General features: G+C 61.1%; 17 protein-coding genes. 10 read left to right on the top strand and 7 right to left on the bottom strand.

Annotated elements, in window-relative coordinates:
• Positions 1 to 177 precede the first annotated feature (177 nt).
• From P3T40_RS14840 to P3T40_RS14815, 6 genes are all read left to right on the top strand, one after another.
• Entirely contained in the window at positions 178 to 1,347 is a 1,170-nt protein-coding gene (locus tag P3T40_RS14840) for an ABC transporter ATP-binding protein (RefSeq protein WP_429268472.1), read from the top strand.
• On the top strand, positions 1,344 to 2,318 hold the full coding sequence (locus P3T40_RS14835) for an ABC transporter permease subunit (RefSeq protein ID WP_429268471.1): 975 nt from the start codon (positions 1,344 to 1,346) through the stop codon (positions 2,316 to 2,318). The genes P3T40_RS14840 and P3T40_RS14835 overlap by 4 nt, the downstream gene beginning before the upstream one ends.
• On the top strand, positions 2,315 to 3,226 hold the full coding sequence (locus tag P3T40_RS14830; protein ID WP_429268470.1) for an ABC transporter permease subunit: 912 nt from the start codon (positions 2,315 to 2,317) through the stop codon (positions 3,224 to 3,226). Before P3T40_RS14835 ends, P3T40_RS14830 begins: the two co-directional genes overlap by 4 nt.
• A 37-nt stretch (positions 3,227 to 3,263) precedes the next feature.
• A complete protein-coding gene (locus P3T40_RS14825) occupies positions 3,264 to 4,838 on the top strand; it encodes a DUF3138 family protein (protein ID WP_429268469.1) in 1,575 nt (524 codons plus the stop codon).
• Between the two features lie 67 nt (positions 4,839 to 4,905).
• Positions 4,906 to 6,198 (top strand): NAD(P)/FAD-dependent oxidoreductase, encoded by a 1,293-nt coding sequence (locus P3T40_RS14820; RefSeq protein WP_429268468.1) that lies wholly within the window; start codon positions 4,906 to 4,908, stop codon positions 6,196 to 6,198.
• Positions 6,198 to 7,502, top strand: a complete 1,305-nt coding sequence (locus tag P3T40_RS14815) for an NAD(P)/FAD-dependent oxidoreductase (RefSeq protein ID WP_429268467.1) — start codon at positions 6,198 to 6,200, stop codon at positions 7,500 to 7,502. Before P3T40_RS14820 ends, P3T40_RS14815 begins: the two co-directional genes overlap by 1 nt.
• Positions 7,503 to 7,539: 37 nt before the next feature.
• On the opposite strand, the gene P3T40_RS14810 is transcribed toward P3T40_RS14815, so the two are convergent.
• The 3 genes from P3T40_RS14810 to P3T40_RS14800 all read right to left on the bottom strand — a co-directional run bounded on the left by P3T40_RS14810 (position 7,540) and on the right by P3T40_RS14800 (position 9,022).
• Positions 7,540 to 7,932, bottom strand: coding sequence for a VOC family protein (locus P3T40_RS14810; protein WP_429268466.1), 393 nt, complete (start codon positions 7,930 to 7,932; stop codon positions 7,540 to 7,542).
• A 108-nt stretch (positions 7,933 to 8,040) separates the two neighbouring features.
• Positions 8,041 to 8,487 (bottom strand): OsmC family protein, encoded by a 447-nt coding sequence (locus tag P3T40_RS14805; protein ID WP_429268465.1) that lies wholly within the window; start codon positions 8,485 to 8,487, stop codon positions 8,041 to 8,043.
• An 88-nt stretch (positions 8,488 to 8,575) separates the two neighbouring features.
• Positions 8,576 to 9,022 carry an Ohr family peroxiredoxin gene (locus P3T40_RS14800; protein ID WP_429268464.1) on the bottom strand — a complete coding sequence of 149 codons (447 nt, stop codon included), beginning with the start codon at positions 9,020 to 9,022 and terminating at the stop codon, positions 8,576 to 8,578.
• Between the two features lie 376 nt (positions 9,023 to 9,398).
• Here P3T40_RS14800 and P3T40_RS14795 point away from each other — a divergent pair, with 376 nt between their 5' ends.
• Positions 9,399 to 10,412, top strand: a complete 1,014-nt coding sequence (locus P3T40_RS14795) for an AraC family transcriptional regulator (protein WP_429268463.1) — start codon at positions 9,399 to 9,401, stop codon at positions 10,410 to 10,412.
• A gap of 33 nt (positions 10,413 to 10,445) precedes the next feature.
• On the opposite strand, the gene P3T40_RS14790 is transcribed toward P3T40_RS14795, so the two are convergent.
• Positions 10,446 to 10,610: an FmdB family zinc ribbon protein gene (locus tag P3T40_RS14790; RefSeq protein ID WP_429268462.1), complete on the bottom strand. Its 165-nt coding sequence runs from the start codon at positions 10,608 to 10,610 to the stop codon at positions 10,446 to 10,448.
• 378 nt (positions 10,611 to 10,988) lie between these two features.
• Here P3T40_RS14790 and P3T40_RS14785 point away from each other — a divergent pair, with 378 nt between their 5' ends.
• Complete coding sequence (locus P3T40_RS14785) at positions 10,989 to 11,360, top strand: YciI family protein (protein WP_429268461.1); 372 nt, start codon at positions 10,989 to 10,991, stop codon at positions 11,358 to 11,360.
• Positions 11,357 to 12,625 carry an RNA polymerase sigma factor gene (locus tag P3T40_RS14780; protein WP_429268460.1) on the top strand — a complete coding sequence of 423 codons (1,269 nt, stop codon included), beginning with the start codon at positions 11,357 to 11,359 and terminating at the stop codon, positions 12,623 to 12,625. The genes P3T40_RS14785 and P3T40_RS14780 overlap by 4 nt, the downstream gene beginning before the upstream one ends.
• Positions 12,626 to 12,700: 75 nt before the next feature.
• Here P3T40_RS14780 and P3T40_RS14775 read toward each other — a convergent pair whose 3' ends face one another.
• Positions 12,701 to 16,300, bottom strand: coding sequence for an indolepyruvate ferredoxin oxidoreductase family protein (locus tag P3T40_RS14775; RefSeq protein ID WP_429268459.1), 3,600 nt, complete (start codon positions 16,298 to 16,300; stop codon positions 12,701 to 12,703).
• A gap of 97 nt (positions 16,301 to 16,397) precedes the next feature.
• On the opposite strand from P3T40_RS14775, the gene P3T40_RS14770 reads away from it, so the two are divergent.
• Complete coding sequence (locus P3T40_RS14770; RefSeq protein ID WP_429268458.1) at positions 16,398 to 17,303, top strand: LysR family transcriptional regulator; 906 nt, start codon at positions 16,398 to 16,400, stop codon at positions 17,301 to 17,303.
• Between the two features lie 92 nt (positions 17,304 to 17,395).
• Here P3T40_RS14770 and P3T40_RS14765 read toward each other — a convergent pair whose 3' ends face one another.
• On the bottom strand, positions 17,396 to 18,337 hold the full coding sequence (locus P3T40_RS14765; protein ID WP_429268457.1) for an NAD(P)/FAD-dependent oxidoreductase: 942 nt from the start codon (positions 18,335 to 18,337) through the stop codon (positions 17,396 to 17,398).
• A partial coding sequence (locus P3T40_RS14760; RefSeq protein ID WP_429268456.1) for a transposase occupies positions 18,268 to 18,715 on the bottom strand: 448 nt, incomplete at its 5' end. The genes P3T40_RS14760 and P3T40_RS14765, both read right to left, overlap by 70 nt.

Genomic DNA, 18,715 nt, shown 5'->3' with positions numbered 1-18,715 from the left:
TAATTGCGGAGCAGGGATCGCTGGATCCCTCTCCGCCTGAATCAGGCAATAAGGCAGTCAGCCTGCGCCTTGCACGCGCAGTCCCATGTTTCCCGATCGCAGCAGACCTTTGTGAGCCGCCTCGTGCGCCCCACACGGGAACGCTTACGCCCGCGATCCGTAAGGAATGGTTACACCATGAACTCGACGACCTCAAAAAACGCCGCCCAGGCAGCAACAGCCAAAGCGGCCAAACTCGCGACGACGACTAAAAGCAAATCGGACGAATTTGTCCGGATTGAAAACGTCGTCAAGAAATTCGGCGACAGCACCGCTGTCGACAACGTCAATCTGACCATCGCGAAGAATGAACTCTTCGCACTACTCGGCAGCTCGGGCTGCGGAAAGTCCACGCTGCTGCGCATGCTGGCCGGGCTCGAGACGGCCACCTCGGGCCGCATCTTCGTCGACGGCGAGGATCTTGCGGCCATGCCGCCGTATAAGCGCCCCGTCAACATGATGTTCCAGTCGTATGCACTGTTTCCGCACATGAGCGTCGAGGCAAACATCGCCTTCGGTCTCAAGCAGGAAGGCACGCCGAAGAACGAGATCAAGGAACGCGTCGCGGATGCGCTCCACCTCGTGCAGATGAGCAAGTTTGCGGGCCGCAAGCCGCATCAGCTTTCCGGTGGTCAGCAGCAGCGCGTGGCGCTCGCCCGCTCGCTCGTCAAGCGCCCCAAGCTGCTGCTGCTCGACGAGCCGATGTCCGCGCTCGACAAGAAGATCCGCCAGAAGACGCAACTGGAACTGGTCAACATCATCGAAAAGGTCGACGTGACCTGCGTGATGGTGACGCACGACCAGGAAGAAGCCATGACGATGGCCGGGCGTCTCGCCGTGATGAGCGAAGGCCGCATCGTGCAGATTGGCACGCCCTCGCAGGTCTACGAGTTCCCGAACAGCCGCTTCTCGGCTGAGTTTATCGGCTCGACCAACATGTTCGAAGGCGTGGTGGTAGAGGACGAACCGGATCACATCTTCGTCGAAAGCGAAGATCTCGAAACACGCATGTATGTGAGCCACGGCATCACCGGGCCGCTCGGCATGCCGGTGGGCATCTCGGTGCGTCCGGAACGCGTGAAGGTGTCGCTCGAAAAGCCGGGCACGCCGCACAACTGGGCCCGTGGTGTGGTCTCGGATGTGGCCTACATGGGCAGCTATTCGCTGTACCACGTACGCCTGCCGAGCGGTAAAACGGTTGTCTCGAACCTGTCCAGCTCGCACCTGATGAGCGAAGGTGCGCCCGCCTATAACGACGACGTGTTCGTCTACTGGTCGCCCGCTAGCGGCGTGGTGGTGACGCAATGAGAACGTCTGCCCCCACCTCCTCCGCGGCGCTGAATGCGCCCCACGCAAGCGGCGCGCTCGCCTGGCTGAAAAAGCGCTTCACTGCCCTGTTGCCCTCGGGTCGGACGACCGTGATCGGCGTGCCATTCCTGTGGCTCACGCTGTTCTTCGCTCTGCCGTTCGTGCTCGTGCTGAAGATCAGCTTCGCCGATCTGCGACTCGGCATTCCGCCGTACACAGACCTCCTTAGCATCAAGGACGGGGTCGTGCACTTCGCGATCCAGCTTGGTCATTACGCGTTTTTGTTGCAGGACGATCTGTATATCGCGACCTACATCAGCTCGCTGAAGATGGCGGCTGTTTCGACCTTCTTCTGCCTGTTGATCGGCTATCCGGTCGCGTACTACATCGCCCGCTCGGAACCGGCCAAGCGCAACCTGCTGATGATGGGCGTGATGCTGCCGTTCTGGACATCGTTCCTGATTCGCGTGTACGCATGGATCGGCATCCTGAAGGACGACGGCCTGCTCAATCACACGTTGATGGCGATCGGCATGATCCACTCGCCGCTGCGGCTATACCACACTGATATTGGCGTCTATATCGGCATGGTCTATTCGTACCTGCCGTTCATGGTGATGCCGCTGTATGCCCACCTGGTGAAGATGGATCTGACGTTGCTCGAAGCGGCATACGACCTCGGCGCCAAGCCGTGGACCGCCTTTACGCGCATCACTTTGCCGCTGTCGAAGAACGGCATCATCGCCGGCAGCCTGCTGGTGTTCATCCCGGCAGTGGGCGAATACGTGATCCCCGAACTGCTCGGCGGCGCCGACACGCTGATGATCGGCCGCGTGATGTGGGATGAGTTCTTCAACGATATGGACTGGCCGATGGCATCCGCCGTGACGGTCGCCATGGTTCTGCTGCTGCTCGTGCCGATGGCCGTGTTCCAGTACTACCAGGTCAAGGAACTGGAGGGCGCGAAATGATCAAGCCTAATAGAAAGCTTTCCAATACCGTCCTGACGCTCGGGTTTTTGTTCCTCTATATCCCGATCATCAGCCTCGTGGTGTACTCGTTCAACGAGTCGAAGCTCGTCACCGTGTGGTCCGGCTTCTCGCTGAAATGGTACAGCGCGCTGCTGCAGGACGAGGAGTTGCTGAGCGCCGCCTGGCTCTCGCTCAAGATCGGCCTGCTGACAGCATGCGCATCCGTCGTGATCGGCACCTGGGCCGGCTTCGTGCTCGCGCGTTTCGGCCGCTTCCGTGGTTTCACGTTGTTCGCCGGGATGATCAATGCGCCGCTGGTGATTCCTGAAGTGATTCAGGGCATCTCGCTGCTGCTCCTGTTCGTCGCGCTCGAACAGATGCTCGGTTGGCCGAAGGGCCGTGGCCTGCTGACGATCTGGATCGGTCACGTGATGCTGTGCGTGTCCTATGTGGCGATCATCGTGCAGTCCCGCGTCAAGGAACTGAACAAGTCGCTCGAAGAAGCCGCCCTCGATCTCGGGGCAACGCCGTTCAAGGTGTTCTTCCTGATCACCCTGCCGCTGATCTCGCAGGCGCTGATGTCCGGCTGGCTGCTGTCGTTCACGCTCTCATTCGATGACCTCGTGCTGTCCGCGTTCCTCTCCGGCCCCGGCTCCACCACCCTGCCGCTCGTGGTGTTCTCGCGGGTGCGTCTCGGCCTGAACCCGGAAATGAATGCGCTCGCAACCATCTTTATCAGCGTGGTAACGGTCGGCGTGATTGCCGTCAACCGTTGGATGCAGATCCGCGAACGCAAGCGTACCCGAGACATGCAGATGGCCTTCGCCGTTGCGGAAGCCGCCGATGCCGCCCCCGTTACCCCGCAACCCGCCACCGTGCGTAAATCGCTCGGGGCCGTCCAAATCTAAGCAGTTCCAGGCAATACGACCAATAAGGAGAATATGCATGAGAAAGAAACTCATCTGCCTGCTAGTGGCGGGGAGTCTGCCTGGCGTCGCCATGGCAGATGCCACCAGCGATGAGATCAAGGCGCTGCAGGCGCAATTGAACTCATTACAAAAAGAAGTGAAACAATTGCGGGCAGAGGTTGCGGCAAAACCCAAAACGGTAGCAGCCGCTCCGGCGGCAGCCCCAGCTGCGGCGCCTGCCGTGGCCGCGGCGCCGGTGGATATTTCGTCGCCTGACTACGGCAAGGCACAGGCCACGCTGACCAACGATCAGGTCGACTCGATGAAGCAGCAGATCGCCAATCAGCAACTCAAGGTCGATTCGCTGGTGGATGCACAGAACACAGGCCCGATCGCAGGTCTTTCGGTGACGGGGTATATCGATCCGACCTACGTGTATAACCGCGATCTGAGCAGCTCGTCGTTCCTGTTCGCGAACCACGAAAGCGCCTACAACTACTTCAACAGCACGTTCGGCGATCTGTACCTCGACATCAAGAAGACCTTCGGTGTCGGACCGATGGCGCCGTCGGCTGAAATCACCCTGATGCCGAACCGCGGCAACGGTATCACGCTGCTGCAGAACGAACATGGCACGATCAGCGACAACATCCTGAACACGGCCGTTGTGACGGTGCCTGTGACCGCGACCACTACCTTCGTCGCGGGCTTGATGCCGAGCTTCGGCGGCTATGAAGTGCAACAGTCCAACCAGATACTGACGCTCACGCACAACCTGCTGTATGACTTCTCGGATCCGGGCAGCTACGTTGGGGTCGGCGTCAACTACACGGGCGATGGCAGCAACTGGGCGTGGAAGTTCATGCTGGGCAACGAACAGTACCGCACCTATGGCTCGGTGGTACAGACGGGCACCAATGCATTGGGCGATCCGATCACCAGCAGCAACAAGATTCCGACTTTCACGGGTCGCGTCGACTATACGTGGTCTAGCGCGTTGGATATCGGCGGTTCGTTCAATATTGGCCGCCAGACGCTTGCATCCGGACTCGATTCCAATGGCAATCCGGTGTACGGCGTGGGTGGTGTCGCGCCTAGCGCCTTCGGCACGTTCTTCTTTACCGAAGCGGACGCGTCTTACACGCTCGCCGACGTCCAGTACAACGCCGAACTCGACTATGGCCAGCAGCAGAACGCCGCGTATAACGGCGGCCAGGCGCAGTGGTACGGCCTGTCGCTGCTCGCGCACCGCAAGTTCAACCTGCCGACAGTGGGCCGCATGGGCGCGACTCTGCGCTACGACCTGCTGGTCGACCAGAAGAACGGTGGCGGCGGTGGTGGCATTGCGTTGAACTCGAACGGCATGGATACGGCTGACGGCTTCGGCATTGGCGCGAACTGTCTCGCCAACTCGTCGAACCACGGCTTCGAGTGCAAGGGCGCTACGCACCAGGACGTCGCGCTCGACGTGCTGTTCTACGCAACCCAGCAGATCACTGTGAAGGTGGAATACCGACACGACTGGGCCAGCCAGAACGTGTTCCTGCGCAACGACGGGTCGTACAGCAAGTCGAACGACATCCTCGCTACGCAGTTCATCTACTCGTTCTAATCAGTCCAGCCGAAGCGCGGCGCCCTGCTTTGCGGCAACGCGTTTCGGCTTTTTATGTGTTCTGCCTATGCTCCGGCTCTCGAACCAGCCTCATGCCGCGTCGTACTACGCCGCGACGCTCAACGATACGACCCGTCATGCTTCGCTCGACGGCCCATTGAAGGTGGATGTCTGCGTGATCGGCGCCGGTCTCACCGGCATATCGACAGCCCTCAATCTTGCTGAACGCGGCTATTCGGTCGCGATACTGGAAGCCTCGAAAGTTGGATGGGCGGCAAGCGGACGCAACGGCGGTCAGTTGATAGGCGGCTTTGCGTGCGATATGGATACGTTCGCGAAGCACATGCCTGCAGAAGACGTCAAACGCATGTGGGACATGGGGCTCGAGACGCTGGATATCGTCAAGGAGCGCGTCGCGAAGCACCAGATAGATTGCAACCTCCGGTTCGGCTATCTGCATGCGGCGAACAAACCGCGCGATGTCACGGCTTTGCGGCAATGGCGTGATGAGGCGCAAACACGCTTCGGTTACGACCGTTTCCGCTATATCGAGCGCGAGTCGCTTGACCACTACGTGCAGTCGACCCGCTACCTGGGCGGTCTGTTCGATCCGGACAGCGGTCATCTGCATCCGTTGAATTACACGCTTGGACTCGCACGTGCGGCACGCGCCGCCGGCGTGCAGATTTTCGAAGACAGTTGCGTGACCGGCATGCGCAACGAAGGCAGCAGGCACGTGATCGAAACCGCTCGCGGCCAGGTTGAAGCGCAATTCGTCGCCCTTGCCTGCAACACCTGGCTGGGTGCACTCGCGCCGAACGTAGCCCGCAAGATCATGCCGGTGGGCACCTATGTGGTCGCCACCGAACCGCTCGACGCGGCACGCGCCCAGGCGCTGATGCCTGCGCACGCGGCCATCTGCGACAGCCGCTTCGTGCTCGACTATTTCCGGCCTGCGCCCGATAACCGGGTGTTGTGGGGCGGCAAGGTCAGCTATTCGACGTTTGCGCCGCGCAACCTGGGCGAAGCGATGCGCCGGGATATGCTGAAGACTTTCCCGCAACTGGCGGACGTGAAGGTCGATTATGCGTGGGGCGGCTTTGTCGATATCACGATGAATCGCGCGCCACATTTTGGCCGTCTTTCGCCGACGGTTTATTTCGCACAAGGCTTCTCCGGCCATGGCGTCAACACCACGGGCCTCGCCGGCAAGCTGATTGCCGAAGCCATCCACGGCCAGGCGTCGCGTTTCGACCTGTTTGGCAAGATTCGCCACCGCGATTTCCCTGGCGGCGCTACACTGCGGACCCCTGCCCTCGTGCTCGCGATGGCCTGGTATCGAATGAAGGACCTGCTTTGATGACCGACAGTCTCGACCGCCGCGCGGATGCGCTGATCCGCGACTCTTATTACGAAGCGAGCGCCGTGCGCCCGCTCGCCGACAATCCGATGCTCGACGGCTCGCTCGAGGCCGACGTCTGCGTAATCGGCGCAGGCTTCGCCGGCTTGTCTGTCGCGCTCGAATGCCGGGCGCGTGGGCTATCGGTGATCGTCGTGGATGCGCACCGTCCCGGCTGGGGCGCGTCGGGTCGCAATGGCGGTCAGACGCTGGTAGGTTTCGCGAAAGACGAGGTCATCGAGAAGCAACTCGGGCTCGAAGGCGCACGTGCGGCCTGGGCGATGTCGGTGGAAGGTGTCAAGCTGGTACGCGAGCGCATCGAGCGGTACGGCATCCAGTGCGATTTCACGCCGGGCTATCTGACCGTTGCCACGAAATCGAAACGTGTGCCCGATTTGCGCTCGTGGATGGAGGATGCGTCAACACGCTGGGGCTATACGAAACTCTCGTGGCTCGATACGGATGAGATCCGTGCTCGCGTTGCGTCGGAACGTTACCTGGCCGGTGTCTACGATCCGTTTTCCGGGCATCTGCATCCGCTCAAATACTGTCTCGGTCTCGCCGAGGCGGCGCGAAAACAAGGCGCGTTGCTGTTCGCACACTCGCCCGTGATCGAAGTCGTGCGCGGCCCGCGGCCTGTCGTGCGGACTGCGACGGGTGAAGTGCGCTGCCGCTTTGTGGCTGCGTGCGGCAACGCGACTCTCGGCAATGTGCTGCCCGCCGCGGTTGCCGCGCGTATCGCGCCGATCGCCTCGTATATCGTCGCCACCGAGCCGCTCGGCGAAGAGCGTGCCTCCGCGTTGATCCGGGGACGCGCCGCCGTTTGTGATAACAATTTCTTTCTCGACTACTTCCGCGTTTCCGCCGATCACCGAGTGTTATTCGGTGGACGCGCCAGTTCGACGGGTGCGTCGCCTGCGCAGTTGTCCGAACAGATTCGCAAGCGGATGGTTGGGGTGTTCCCGCAAGTCGCCGATGCGCGAATCGAGTTTGCATGGGGCGGTTTTGTGGACGTCACGCGTAATCGCGCGCCGGATTTTGGCTCGATCGATTCGAATTACTTCTACGTGCAGGGGTTTTCAGGGCACGGCGTGGCGCTGACCGGGATTGCGGGGCGCGTCGTCGCGCAGGCCATTGCAGGGGAAAGCGCAGCGTTCGATCTGTTTGCGAAGCTGCGTCATGCACGCTTTCCGGGTGGGCCCACGTTGCGCGGGCCCGCACTTGAGCTCGGGATGTTGTATCACCGGATTCGGGAGTTGTTGTAGCACTCCACTCCGCCAACGGTGACGGCCGTGGTTCGCTTCAGTCCGGCGCGCGATACAGGGCGCCGATCTTGTTGCCGTCCGGATCACGCAGATAGGCGAGATAGAGGCTGCCCGACGCGGCCTCACGCACGCCGGGCGGCGCTTCAGCCGATGTTCCACCATTGGCGACCCCGGCGGCATGCCACCGCTCGACCTGCCCGGTTGACTCGCAGGTAAAGCCAATCGTTCCGCCATTGGCAGGCGTCGCCGGCTGACCATTGATCGGTTGGGTGATGATGAAAAGCGCCGTGTGTGAGCGATAGACATAGCGTCGGCGCTTATCGTTGTCATCGCTGAGACCTTCACCATAGCCGAGCGCGCCTAGCACTGCATCGTAGAACCGCTTTGCTTTTTTCAGGTCGTTGGTACCGACCACTACGTGACTGAACATTGCTTCTATATCCTTAGTAAATAAACGACGGCCCATCCGAGGCTGTGGCCGTCGCGCATGAAGACCGACGATGCGCGATGGCCCAGCGACGGAGGGATGCCCGGTCGATCACACCGTAACGATATTCGTGCTGACCTCGATGTTGCCGCGCACAGACTTCGAGTACGGGCAGATCTGATGGGCCAGGTGCGCGATTTTCTCGACGACGTCCTTAGGCAGACCCGGCACGCGAACGGTGAACTCAGCCCCGAGGAACCACGCGGTACCGGTCTGCCCAATGTTGACCTTGATGTCCACGGAATAGTCGGGCGGCAGCGTGATCCTCTTCAGTTCGGCCGCCTTCCCGAACACAGTGGTGTAGCAGGCTGACCACGCGCCCGCAAACAACTGCTCGGCTGTCGGGTGCGGCTCGGTGCCGATGAGCTCGACGGCTTCAATGCCGGGCGCTGTCAGCTTGAGGTCGTAGACGCCAAACTCGCCGCGCTGGGCATTGGGGTCGCGATTGACCGTGGCGTGGGTGTTGCCTGAGGCAAGGACTTTTTCGATCTTTTCCATGATGGATTCCTTCGTGAATAAGGGTGTTAAGTGTATGTAAATCTTGTGCGATGCAATCGTATGCGATATATGATGAGCGAAGATGCCTTCACACCGTGACGACGTTCAGGCCGACCTCGATGTTGCCGTGCACAGCCTTCGAGTACGGGCAGAGCTGATGCGCCTGGTGCGCGAGTGCCTCGACGACTTCCGTTGCCAGACCCGGCGCGCGGATGGTGAACTGGGCGCCAAGGCAATGCCCCGCCCCGACCGACCCAATGCTGACCTGAATGTCCACGGAATAGTCGGACGGCAGCGTGACCTTCTTCATCGAGGCCGCAATCTCGAACGCGCTGATGTAACAGGCCGACCACGCGCCCGAAAACAACTGCTCGGCTCTCGGGTGCAGTCCGGTGCCGATGAACTCGCGGTCTTCACTGCCGGACGCTGACAGCTTGAGGTCGAGGGCGCCGTACTCACCGCGCGGGACGTTGGGGTCGCGATTAACCGTGGCGTGGCTGTTGCCTGATTGGAGGACTTGTTCGATCTTGCTCATTTGAGATTCCTTCGATGTGTGGGTAGGAGCCCAGACTTTAAATCGAGGCGATACGCTCGCCGAGTCTTGAATGGGTCAAAGCCGTGCTCGAAAGGATCAACCTGTGACCGGTAGCGTCAGTTCGCGACGCTTCCCAGAAAACGTCGAAAAAAGCTACGCCGCGCTTGACACTATGAATATCATAGTTATATTCTTGGTGCACGGCATGGGATGTGTGAGACGTCATGAATCGTCCGACAAAAGCAGTCCGACGCCGACTGTACGACACGAACGTGTTCGCACTCATTTTTTGACTGGAAGACTCCTGTCAAATCAGTCCAAAACGGCGAACGAGCGCTTAACGGCCGTATTGCCGCTATCAGTGGAGATGTCCGATATGCAATACCAGGCCGACTGGCTCACCCGCTTTATGGAACTCGTGACCGTCACCGGGAAACTAACCCGGTGCGCATTGGGAGCGCCGTGGGCAATCGAATACAGCCCGGCCGGAACTCAGGAAATGCAGTACCACGTCGTATTGACCGGCAGGGCCTTACTCGAGAATTCGGATAATGGAGCAACCTATGAATTACGAGCTGGCGACATCGCGTTACTGCCCCATGGTTCGGCGCACGTGTTGCACGACGGCAGCGGCGCGGCACCGGTTCCATCCAGGGTTCGCGATTCAGGCGGTCTCCTTGTCAAGGAAAATAGCGGCGCTGGCGAGGCCCTGGATATGTTGTGCGGGCGATTTGTCGTCGCCCCGCCACATGACCGGTTGATCCGGAGCTATCTACCGTCGGAACTCGTAGTACGCACCGAAGACATCGGCATTGCTGCACAGAGCCTGCCGCAAGCCGAACGTCTGAGCCGGCTCGTCGCGCTGATGCGGGCCGAAGCGATGGACAACGAAGTGGGCAGCGGCGCGATCCTGAACGCACTGTCGTCTGCGCTGTTTGCGTTGACGCTGCGGGCCGCCGTTGAGGCCGGTCAGGCACGTACCGGAGTGCTGGCGCTCGCCGCCCACCCAAGACTCTCGCCTGCGGCCACTGCAATATTCAACGACCCCGCTCGAGCGTGGACGCTTCCGGAACTGGCCGGACTATGCAGCATGTCGCGCGCCACGTTCCAGCGGCATTTCCAGGCCAGTCTCGGCCGCTCCGCGATGGATCTGCTGATCGATATCCGAATGAGCGCCGCCGCAAACGCGCTGCGAAAATCCACATCGTCCACCGAGGCGGTTGCCGATCTGGTCGGGTATCAGTCGGTGTCTGCGTTTCGGCGCGTGTTTGCCCAGCGGATGGGGGTGACGCCGGGCGACTGGCGGCAGCGCGCGCTTAAAGACGGTGCCCCGCATTTATCGGACGACGAGGCAGACGGAGCTGGCGAACGCGATCGCGCGGGCGAGTGAACGCGGAACTACCAGTCGTCGGTCAGACAGATTTCAGCTCTTTCTGGACGTTTTCGCGACAAATGGCGTGGGTGTATGTTGAACCTGCTCGCTTCCGCACTTTGGACAAATCGGATGGGCGGTTGCATGTTCAGCAAGATGTTCGGCATGTTCGAACATTTCACCGCACTTCTCGCACCTGTACTGGTAAGTCGGCATGGCATTCCTCCAACCCGAATCCCGCACGTCGTACTGGCCAGATACTCCTGGCGACGCCCGGCAGTGTAGTAATAATCCATTCTAGTTCAGGAACGTGCAGGAAACGCCCGCCTACGCGTCTCGCGTAGGTTGCGATACCTGCGGAGGCGGGCTCTAATGCAGTCTGCAATGCTGCGGCGAAATTGATAGTAGCGCGCGGGGATGGCGGGTTCGCCCGAAGTGACCGCGCGTAGGGTCCTCGACGGTGGCGAGCGAATCAGGCTGGAGCGCCCTCCGCGATTTTTTCGACGCCACCTGTCCGTCAGCATGCGGCCCGCGCGTCATTGTGATGGCGGCCCAATGTAATTCACCCGCCTCAACCCCATGACGGAGGCTCATATGCAATACCTGTTGATGATTTACGCAGAAGAAAGCGGCTGGAACCAGATGACCGACAGCGAGCGGCAGCAAGGCGTCGCCGCGTATCAGGCGTACACCGAATCGTTGAAAAAAGCGGAGGCGCTGGTGGGCGCCAACCGGCTGCAGCACACGAACGCGGCCACCACGGTGCGGCTCGTCGACGGCAAGCCGCAGGTGCTTGACGGACCGTATTCCGATTCGAAGGAGCAGCTCGGCGGCTACTACCTGATCGACGTGCCCAACCTGGACGCGGCGATCGCGTGGGCGTCACGCTGCCCAGCCGCGGCGTACGGCATCATGGAAGTGCGCCCGGTCTGGACCGCACCCTACGATGCGCGATCTGCTGCATGAGTCTGTCCGGCCGCGGCCGTGACGCTGCCGGCGCCGCGCGTTCGATTGCCGAGGCGGTCGCCCGCCGCAGCTACGGCAAGCTCGTCGCGCTGCTGGCGATGCGCACGCGCGACGTCGCCGCAGCCGAGGACGCGCTGGCCGATGCGTTTGCGACCGCGCTCGCCGACTGGCCGGAGCGCGGCTGCCCCGCGAATCCTGAGGCTTGGCTGATGACGGTCGCGCGCCGCCGTGCGATCGACGGCGCGCGCCATCGCCGCGTCGGCGACGAAGTGACAAACCAGCTCACGATCCTCGCCGACGAGATCGACGAGCGTGAAGCAGGCGCGTTGCCCGACCGGCGGCTTGCGCTGCTGTTCGCGTGCACGCACCCTGCCCTCGAGGCCGCGATTCGCACGCCGCTAATGCTGCAAGTGGTGCTGGGGCTCGAAGCGAAGACGATTGCATCCGCGTTCCTGATGTCGCCCGCCGCGATGAGCAAGCGCCTCGTGCGGGCGAAGAACAAGATCCGCGAAGCGGGCATTCCCTTCAGCGTGCCCGAGCGCGAGGAGTTGCCCGGCCGGCTCGCTGCAGTCCTGGAAGCGGTCTATGCGGTGTATGCGGAAGGGTGGACCGACCCGGTCGGCGGCGATACCGAGAGGCGCGATCTCACCAGTGAGGCGCTGTTCCTTGCGCAACTGCTCGTCGAACTGCTGCCCGAGGAACCAGAGACGATGGGGATGCTCGCGCTGATGCTGTATGCGCAGGCGCGTTCCGATGCGCGACGCGATGCGGCCGGCGACTATGTGCCGCTGTCGGCTCAGGATCCGGCGACATGGAACGCGCCGATGATCGACGCAGCTGACGCACTGCTACGGCACGCGAACGCTTTCAACGCAATCGGGCGCTTTCAGCTCGAGGCCGCGCTGCAGTCGGCGCACGTGTACCGCTGCCGCACGCATCGTCCGAACTGGGATGAGATCGTGCAACTCTATGATGCGCTGCTCGCGATTGCAGCGTCGCCGGTGGTCGCGGTGAACCGCGCGCTCGCGCTGGCGGAACGGGACGGCCCACAAGCGGCGCTCGACGCGCTCGAGCCGTATGCGGACGATCCGCGGCTGGCTGACTACCAGCCGTACTGGGCCGCGCGCGCCGATCTGCTCGCGCGTGCAGGCGCGACGGCCGAAGCCCTCGGCGCGTACGACCTCGCGATCGGACTCGAACGCGATCCGGCCGTGCGCCGGTTCCTGCAGCGCAAGCGCATCGAGCTGACATCGGCGAGAAGTTAGATTGGCGCCTTGCGTTAGCCACGCGAGGCGTTGCGCTGGTTCCAACGGCCGAGGCGCAGTCATGCATCGGGATGGTTATATCGCCCTCTTTACTGGCTGGGCATTCATTTGAGAGGCGGCACCGTCATCCGACTTGCGGTATTCGGTCAGCCACTTGTCGCGTTTCAGGGCAGCGGCAGACATATTGCGCTCCTTGACGTGCCCGAATCCACGAATCTCGTCGGGCAGATTGGCAAGCCGTATCGCGGCACCCATCCGGTCGTTGTCGAGTGTGTGACAGAACTCGTCGATCAACGCCATGTACTGTTCGATAAGGTCGCGCTCGCCGCGCCGCTCAGCGGTTTTACCGAACACGTCGAACGCGCCACCACGCAAGAATTTGAGCTTCGCGAGCACGCGGAACATCGTGAGCGTCCATTGGCCGAAGCGTTGCTTTTTCAGGTGACCGTGCTCGTCGCGTTTTGCCAACAGCGGCGGTGCGAGATGAAAGGCGAGCTTGTAGTCGCGACCGGGTTCGCCTTCGAACTGCGCTCGCAATTTGTCGAGGTAGGCCGGGTCGGCATAGAGACGCGCAACCTCGTATTCGTCCTTGTAGGTCATCAGCTTGGCCAGATTGCGCGCGACCACCGGCGTGAGGCGTAGCTTCGCCCCTGCGGCAAGCGCCATTTCCGTTGCCCGCATGCGTTCCACCGCCGCTTTATAGCGCGCCGCATACTGCTCATCCTGATAGCGACTCAGCAGTTCGACGTTGCGCTCGACAAGCCGCTCCAGCGATTCAGGCATTTGCACCACGATTGCCTGTTGTTGCCTCGAGCGCGGCGTGAATGCTTCGGCGGCCGCTTCACCATGCTGCGCGACATAACGGCCCCATTCGAACGCGAGACGATTTTTGGCGACCGCCACGCCGTTCAGTTCGATGGCGCGGTCGAGGCTTTCGTGGCTGACCGGCAGCCAGCCGCGTTGCCATGCGAAACCCAGCAGCAGGGGATTCGCGTACAGCGAATCACCCAGCAAGGCGAGCGCGAGGCGATTGGCGTCGATGAAATCACAGTCCTCGCCGATGCTCTCGCGCAGGTCGCCCTGGATCTGATCGCCCGGAAAGGCCCATTGTGGATCGCGAACGAATTGCGCGGTCGGCGTTGCGCCGCTATTTATCACTGCCTTGGTGACCCCGCGTTGCGTGCGCGAGAGCACTTCGGCGGACGACGATACGATCGCATCACAGCCCAGAACAAGGCGCGCTTCGCCGGTCGCAATGCGGGTTGCATGCAACTCGTCTGGCGTCGCCGCGATCTGCACATGGCTAAGTACGGCGCCACCCTTTTGCGCAAGACCGGCCATGTCGAGCACGCTGACGCCTTTGTTCTCGAGATGCGCGGCCATGCCGAGCAGGCCGCCGATCGTCACGACACCGGTGCCACCGACGCCCGTTACGAGTACGCCGTAGGGTTTGGCAACGCTGGCAATCTCAGGCCGCGGCAACGAGGTGAAATCCGGGAGCGCGGAACCACCCGTCGCCTTCGCAGGCTTTTTCAATTGCGCGCCTTCGGCGGTGACGAAGCTCGGACAAAAGCCGTTCACGCACGAGAAGTCTTTGTTACACGACGACTGATTGATCTTGCGTTTCGTGCCGAGCGGCGTTTGCAGCGGCTCGACAGACAGGCAATTTGATTGCACCGAACAGTCGCCGCAGCCTTCACAGACGGCATCGTTGATGAACGCGCGTTTCGCGGGATCGGGATAGGTTCCGCGCTTGCGGCGCCGGCGCTTCTCGGTTGCACAGGTCTGGTCGTAGATCAGGATTGTGGTGCCGGCGATCTCGCGCAACTCGCGTTGCAGACGATCGAGTTCGTCGCGGTGGTAAGCCTTCACGCCCTCCGGCAAACGTACGCCTGTAGCGTATTTTTCGGGTTCGTCTGTGACGACGAGCACCCGCTTCGCGCCTTCGGCGATCACCTGGTGCGCGATTTGCGGCACCGTGAGTACGCCGTCGATGGGCTGGCCGCCAGTCATGGCCACCGCATCGTTATAGAGAACTTTGTAGGTGACATTCGCGCCGGCCGCGATCGATGCGCGGATCGCCAGCAAACCCGAGTGAAAGTAGGTGCCGTCGCCCAGGTTCGCGAACACGTGGCGTTCGTTCGTGAAGTGCATCTGGCCGGTCCACGCCACGCCTTCGCCGCCCATCTGGCTGAAGGTTTCCGTCTTGCGGTCCATCCATATGGTCATGTAGTGACAGCCGATGCCGGCCATCGCGCGAGAGCCTTCGGGGACACGCGTCGACGTGTTGTGCGGGCAACCCGAACAAAACCACGGCTGGCGTTCAGTGACGGTGCGCGGCGTCGAGGCTTCACGCTCCTTCGCCTCGATGATTGCGATGCGTGCGTCGATCCGGGCGCGTACGTCCGCCGGTAAATCGAGCTTCGTGAGACGCCGCGCGATTGCCTTCGCGATCAGTGCCGGCGACAGTTCGTATTGCATCGGCAACAGCACCTCACCGCGCGGGACCGACCATTCCCCACCCTGGTCATCGCGTTGATCGAACTTGCCGAATATCTTCGGGCGCACGTCGTCGCGCCAGTTATACAGCTCCTCCTTTAGTGCGTATTCGAGGATCTGCCGTTTCTCTTCAACCACCAGAATCTCATCGAGTCCGGTGGCGAAATCACGCGCGTTCTGCGCATCGAGCGGCCACACGCAACCTACCTTGAGGACACGAATACCGATCCTTGCGCAGGTATCGTCATCGAGCGACAGGTCCATCAGCGCCTGGCGCACGTCGAGGTAGGCCTTGCCAGCGGTCATGATGCCGAGGCGCGGCGTCGGACTATCGATCACCACGCGGTTCAGCTTGTTCGCGCGTACGTAGGCGAGCGCTGCATACCACTTGTGGTTGAGCAGGCGCGCCTCCTGCGCGAGCGGAGGATCGGGCCAGCGGATGTTCAAACCGCCGTCGGGCATCTCGAAGTCATCCGGCGACACGATCTGCAAACGGTCTGGATCGATGTCGATCGATGCGCTGGACTCCACCACATCCGTGACGCATTTCATGGCGACCCACAGACCGGAATAACGGCTCATGGCCCAGCCGTGCAGACCATAGTCGAGATATTCCTGCACACTCGCCGGGTAGAGCACCGGAATGCCGCTCGCGACGAACATGTGTTCGGACTGGTGGGCAACGGTCGACGACTTCGCCCCGTGATCGTCGCCCGCGAGTACCAGCACACCGCCGTTTCGATCAGTCCCCGCCGAATTGGCGTGCTTGAAGACGTCACCGGTGCGGTCGACACCCGGCCCCTTGCCGTACCACATGCCGAATACGCCATCGACCTTCGCACCGGGCCATAGATTGAGCTGCTGCGTGCCCCACACAGCGGTCGCAGCGAGATCTTCGTTAACCCCTGGCTGGAACACGACGTCGTGTTCCTTCAGATACTTTTTCGCCTTCCACAATGTCTGATCGAGCGCGCCGAGCGGCGAGCCGCGATAGCCCGATACGTATCCCGCCGTCTTCAGCCCCGCGCGACGGTCCCGTTCTTTCTGCAGCAGCGCCAGACGGACCAGCGCCTGGGTGCCGCTCATGTAGACGCGACCTTTCTCAAGTGTGTATTTGTCGTCGAGCGAGACGGTGTCGAGCGCAGCGCGCAGCGCGGGCGATAGGGGGGCGTTCATGGGCGAGGGTCTCCGTGCCTTTATTGGTTGAGGAGTATAGGAAGCCGAATTTCCATCGTAAAATCACAAATACCGAACCCTGCTATGCGAAAAACACATGTCAAAAGACGTCACCTTGCGGCAGATGCGTTACTTCGTCGCGGCCGCGCAAAGTGGACAATTTTCGATGGCAGCGGTGGCCGAACACGTGTCGCAGTCCGCGATCACCAATGCGGTCCTTGCGCTGGAGGAGACGCTGGGAACCCGGCTCTTCGAACGCCTGCCGCAGGGTGTCGCGCTGACGCCGGACGGTCAGGACTTTCTCAACCACGCGCGTCACATACTCGATTCGGTGCGCGACGCGGTCTACAAGGCGCCATTCCGATCGCATGACCTGAAAGGCACGGTGCGCATTGCTGCCTCGTACACCTTGCTCGGCTATTTTCTGCCTGAACTATTGGGGCGGTTTCGTGCTACGTATCCGTACGTCGAACTGGATCTGCGCGACGCCGATCGTGCCGAGATCGAACAGGCCGTGCTTGCCGGCGACGTCGATCTGGGCGTCGCGTTGCTGTCGAATGTGGACCATCTCACACGGTTTCAGCACCACGTACTGATCCGTTCACGACGTCAGCTATGGACCGCGCCGAGCCATCCGCTGGGACAGATGAACTCGCCTTCGCTCGCGGACATTGCGGCGTATCCGTATATCCTCATTACCGTCGATGAGAGCGAGCGCTCGACGCTGCGTTATTGGAAAGAAAACGGAGTCGAGCCGAATATCGCTTTTCGTACCAGTTCGATGGAGGCGTTGCGTGGACTGGTGGCGCATGGCTTTGGCGTGACCATCCTCTCGGACATGGTGTTCCGGCCCTGGTCGCTAGAAGGCAAGCGGATCGAGGCGCGGCCCATTCTCAATGCGATTCCGCAGATGGATGCGGGGATGTTGTGGCGCAAGGGTGCAACGCTGGATGCGCCGGCCCTGGCGTTTCAGCAGTTCTTGATACATGCCTGCGGTAGTTGAAAGCATGCCTATCCGCTTTTCGCATACCTGTCGGAGCCTCCGGGCAGGCGGCTAATGTGACAACACCCGTGCAGAGAACCGGCATATACCGATTATCTGAACCTGCCTGGGGAATAAGGTGTTGCGTCAATGAAAGTCCGCTGTCCCACCATCAGCTCCGCGATCAGACGTCCGCTGGGAGGTGCCGCTGTCATTCCGTATGTACCATGTCCAAAACATAACCAAAGACCTGGCGTGTCCGCCATACCGCCAATCACGGGCAGGCTGTCGGGCGTCGAAGGGCGCTGCCCCGTCCAAATGGAATGCGGTGACTGTGTCAACGCAGGAAATAGCTGCCTGGCGTGAAACATAGCTTGATCAGTGCGTCTCTCATTTGGCATACCGTCGACACCTGAAAATTCAACCGTTCCGGCCACGCGAAGGCCCTCAAGCATCGGCGTGAATCCTATACCCCTGCCGCGGTGGATAAACGGCAGGCCAATTTCGAGCCCGCTGTTTTTGATCATCACGTGATATCCCCGCTGGCTCTCCAAGGGAATCTTTATTCCTAACGGCGCCAGAAGTTGCGCCGACCAAACTCCAGCGGCGACCACGACGTCGTTCGCACGGTGATTTCCCGTCGTGGTCAAAACCAGCCACTGACCGCTTTCAGGAATGAGCTTGAGAACCGACTCCCGGAGGAACTGTCCACCATCGGCAAGAATCGTCTCCGCGAGCGCGGAATTTATTCCGGCCGGACTCACGGTATGAGCGTTTCCCTTCATCACCACTCCGAATTTCACAACATCAGAAATCTGCGGATATAGCCTGCGGATGTCGGCTGGTGAAAGGGCGTCTACCTCAAGGCCGTATTGTGCAATCAGGCGGCGCTCCAGATCGGCGGCAGAACCCGACGGCGGCGTGTCACCAAGAATAACCTCGCCCTCTTCCCGAATATAGCGGTCGTAGAGCGAATGGCACTTACTTAAGCCCGTGGCGCGTGCCCATATTTTCGGATGCGCTCGCGTGCGATGTGACGAGGCTCTTTCAGCCATGGGTAAGACTTCGGTCTTCGCTTCCGCATTCGTGGTTCGATGCGACCGGGGCGATTCCCAACGCAAGACTGCGCGATCAGGTTGAACAGGAGACTCTGGTCGTGGGTTGCGGTCAGACCTCGGGCCAGCCATTCAGTCCATAGCTGCACAGTGTGTTTGAAACTCAGTGTTCTCGGATCGGTGGCATAGTGGCTCGCGGCCTGAGCCATCAGCAACCGAATCACGTTATAGGCCAGCAGATGGACCCAGATCTCCTTCTCGTTCATGTGGGCAGTCTGGCAATGCAGTACGTCCATACCCATCGTCGTCTTGATGTTACGTAGATCCAGTTCCACGTTCCAACGCCTGGCGTACAACTGCGAGAGGTCCTGTTTGCTG

The organism is Paraburkholderia sp. EB58 (genome assembly GCF_050436665.1).
In the GTDB taxonomy this organism is placed as follows: domain Bacteria; phylum Pseudomonadota; class Gammaproteobacteria; order Burkholderiales; family Burkholderiaceae; genus Paraburkholderia.
This window is presented reverse-complemented; position numbering and strand designations above follow the sequence as displayed.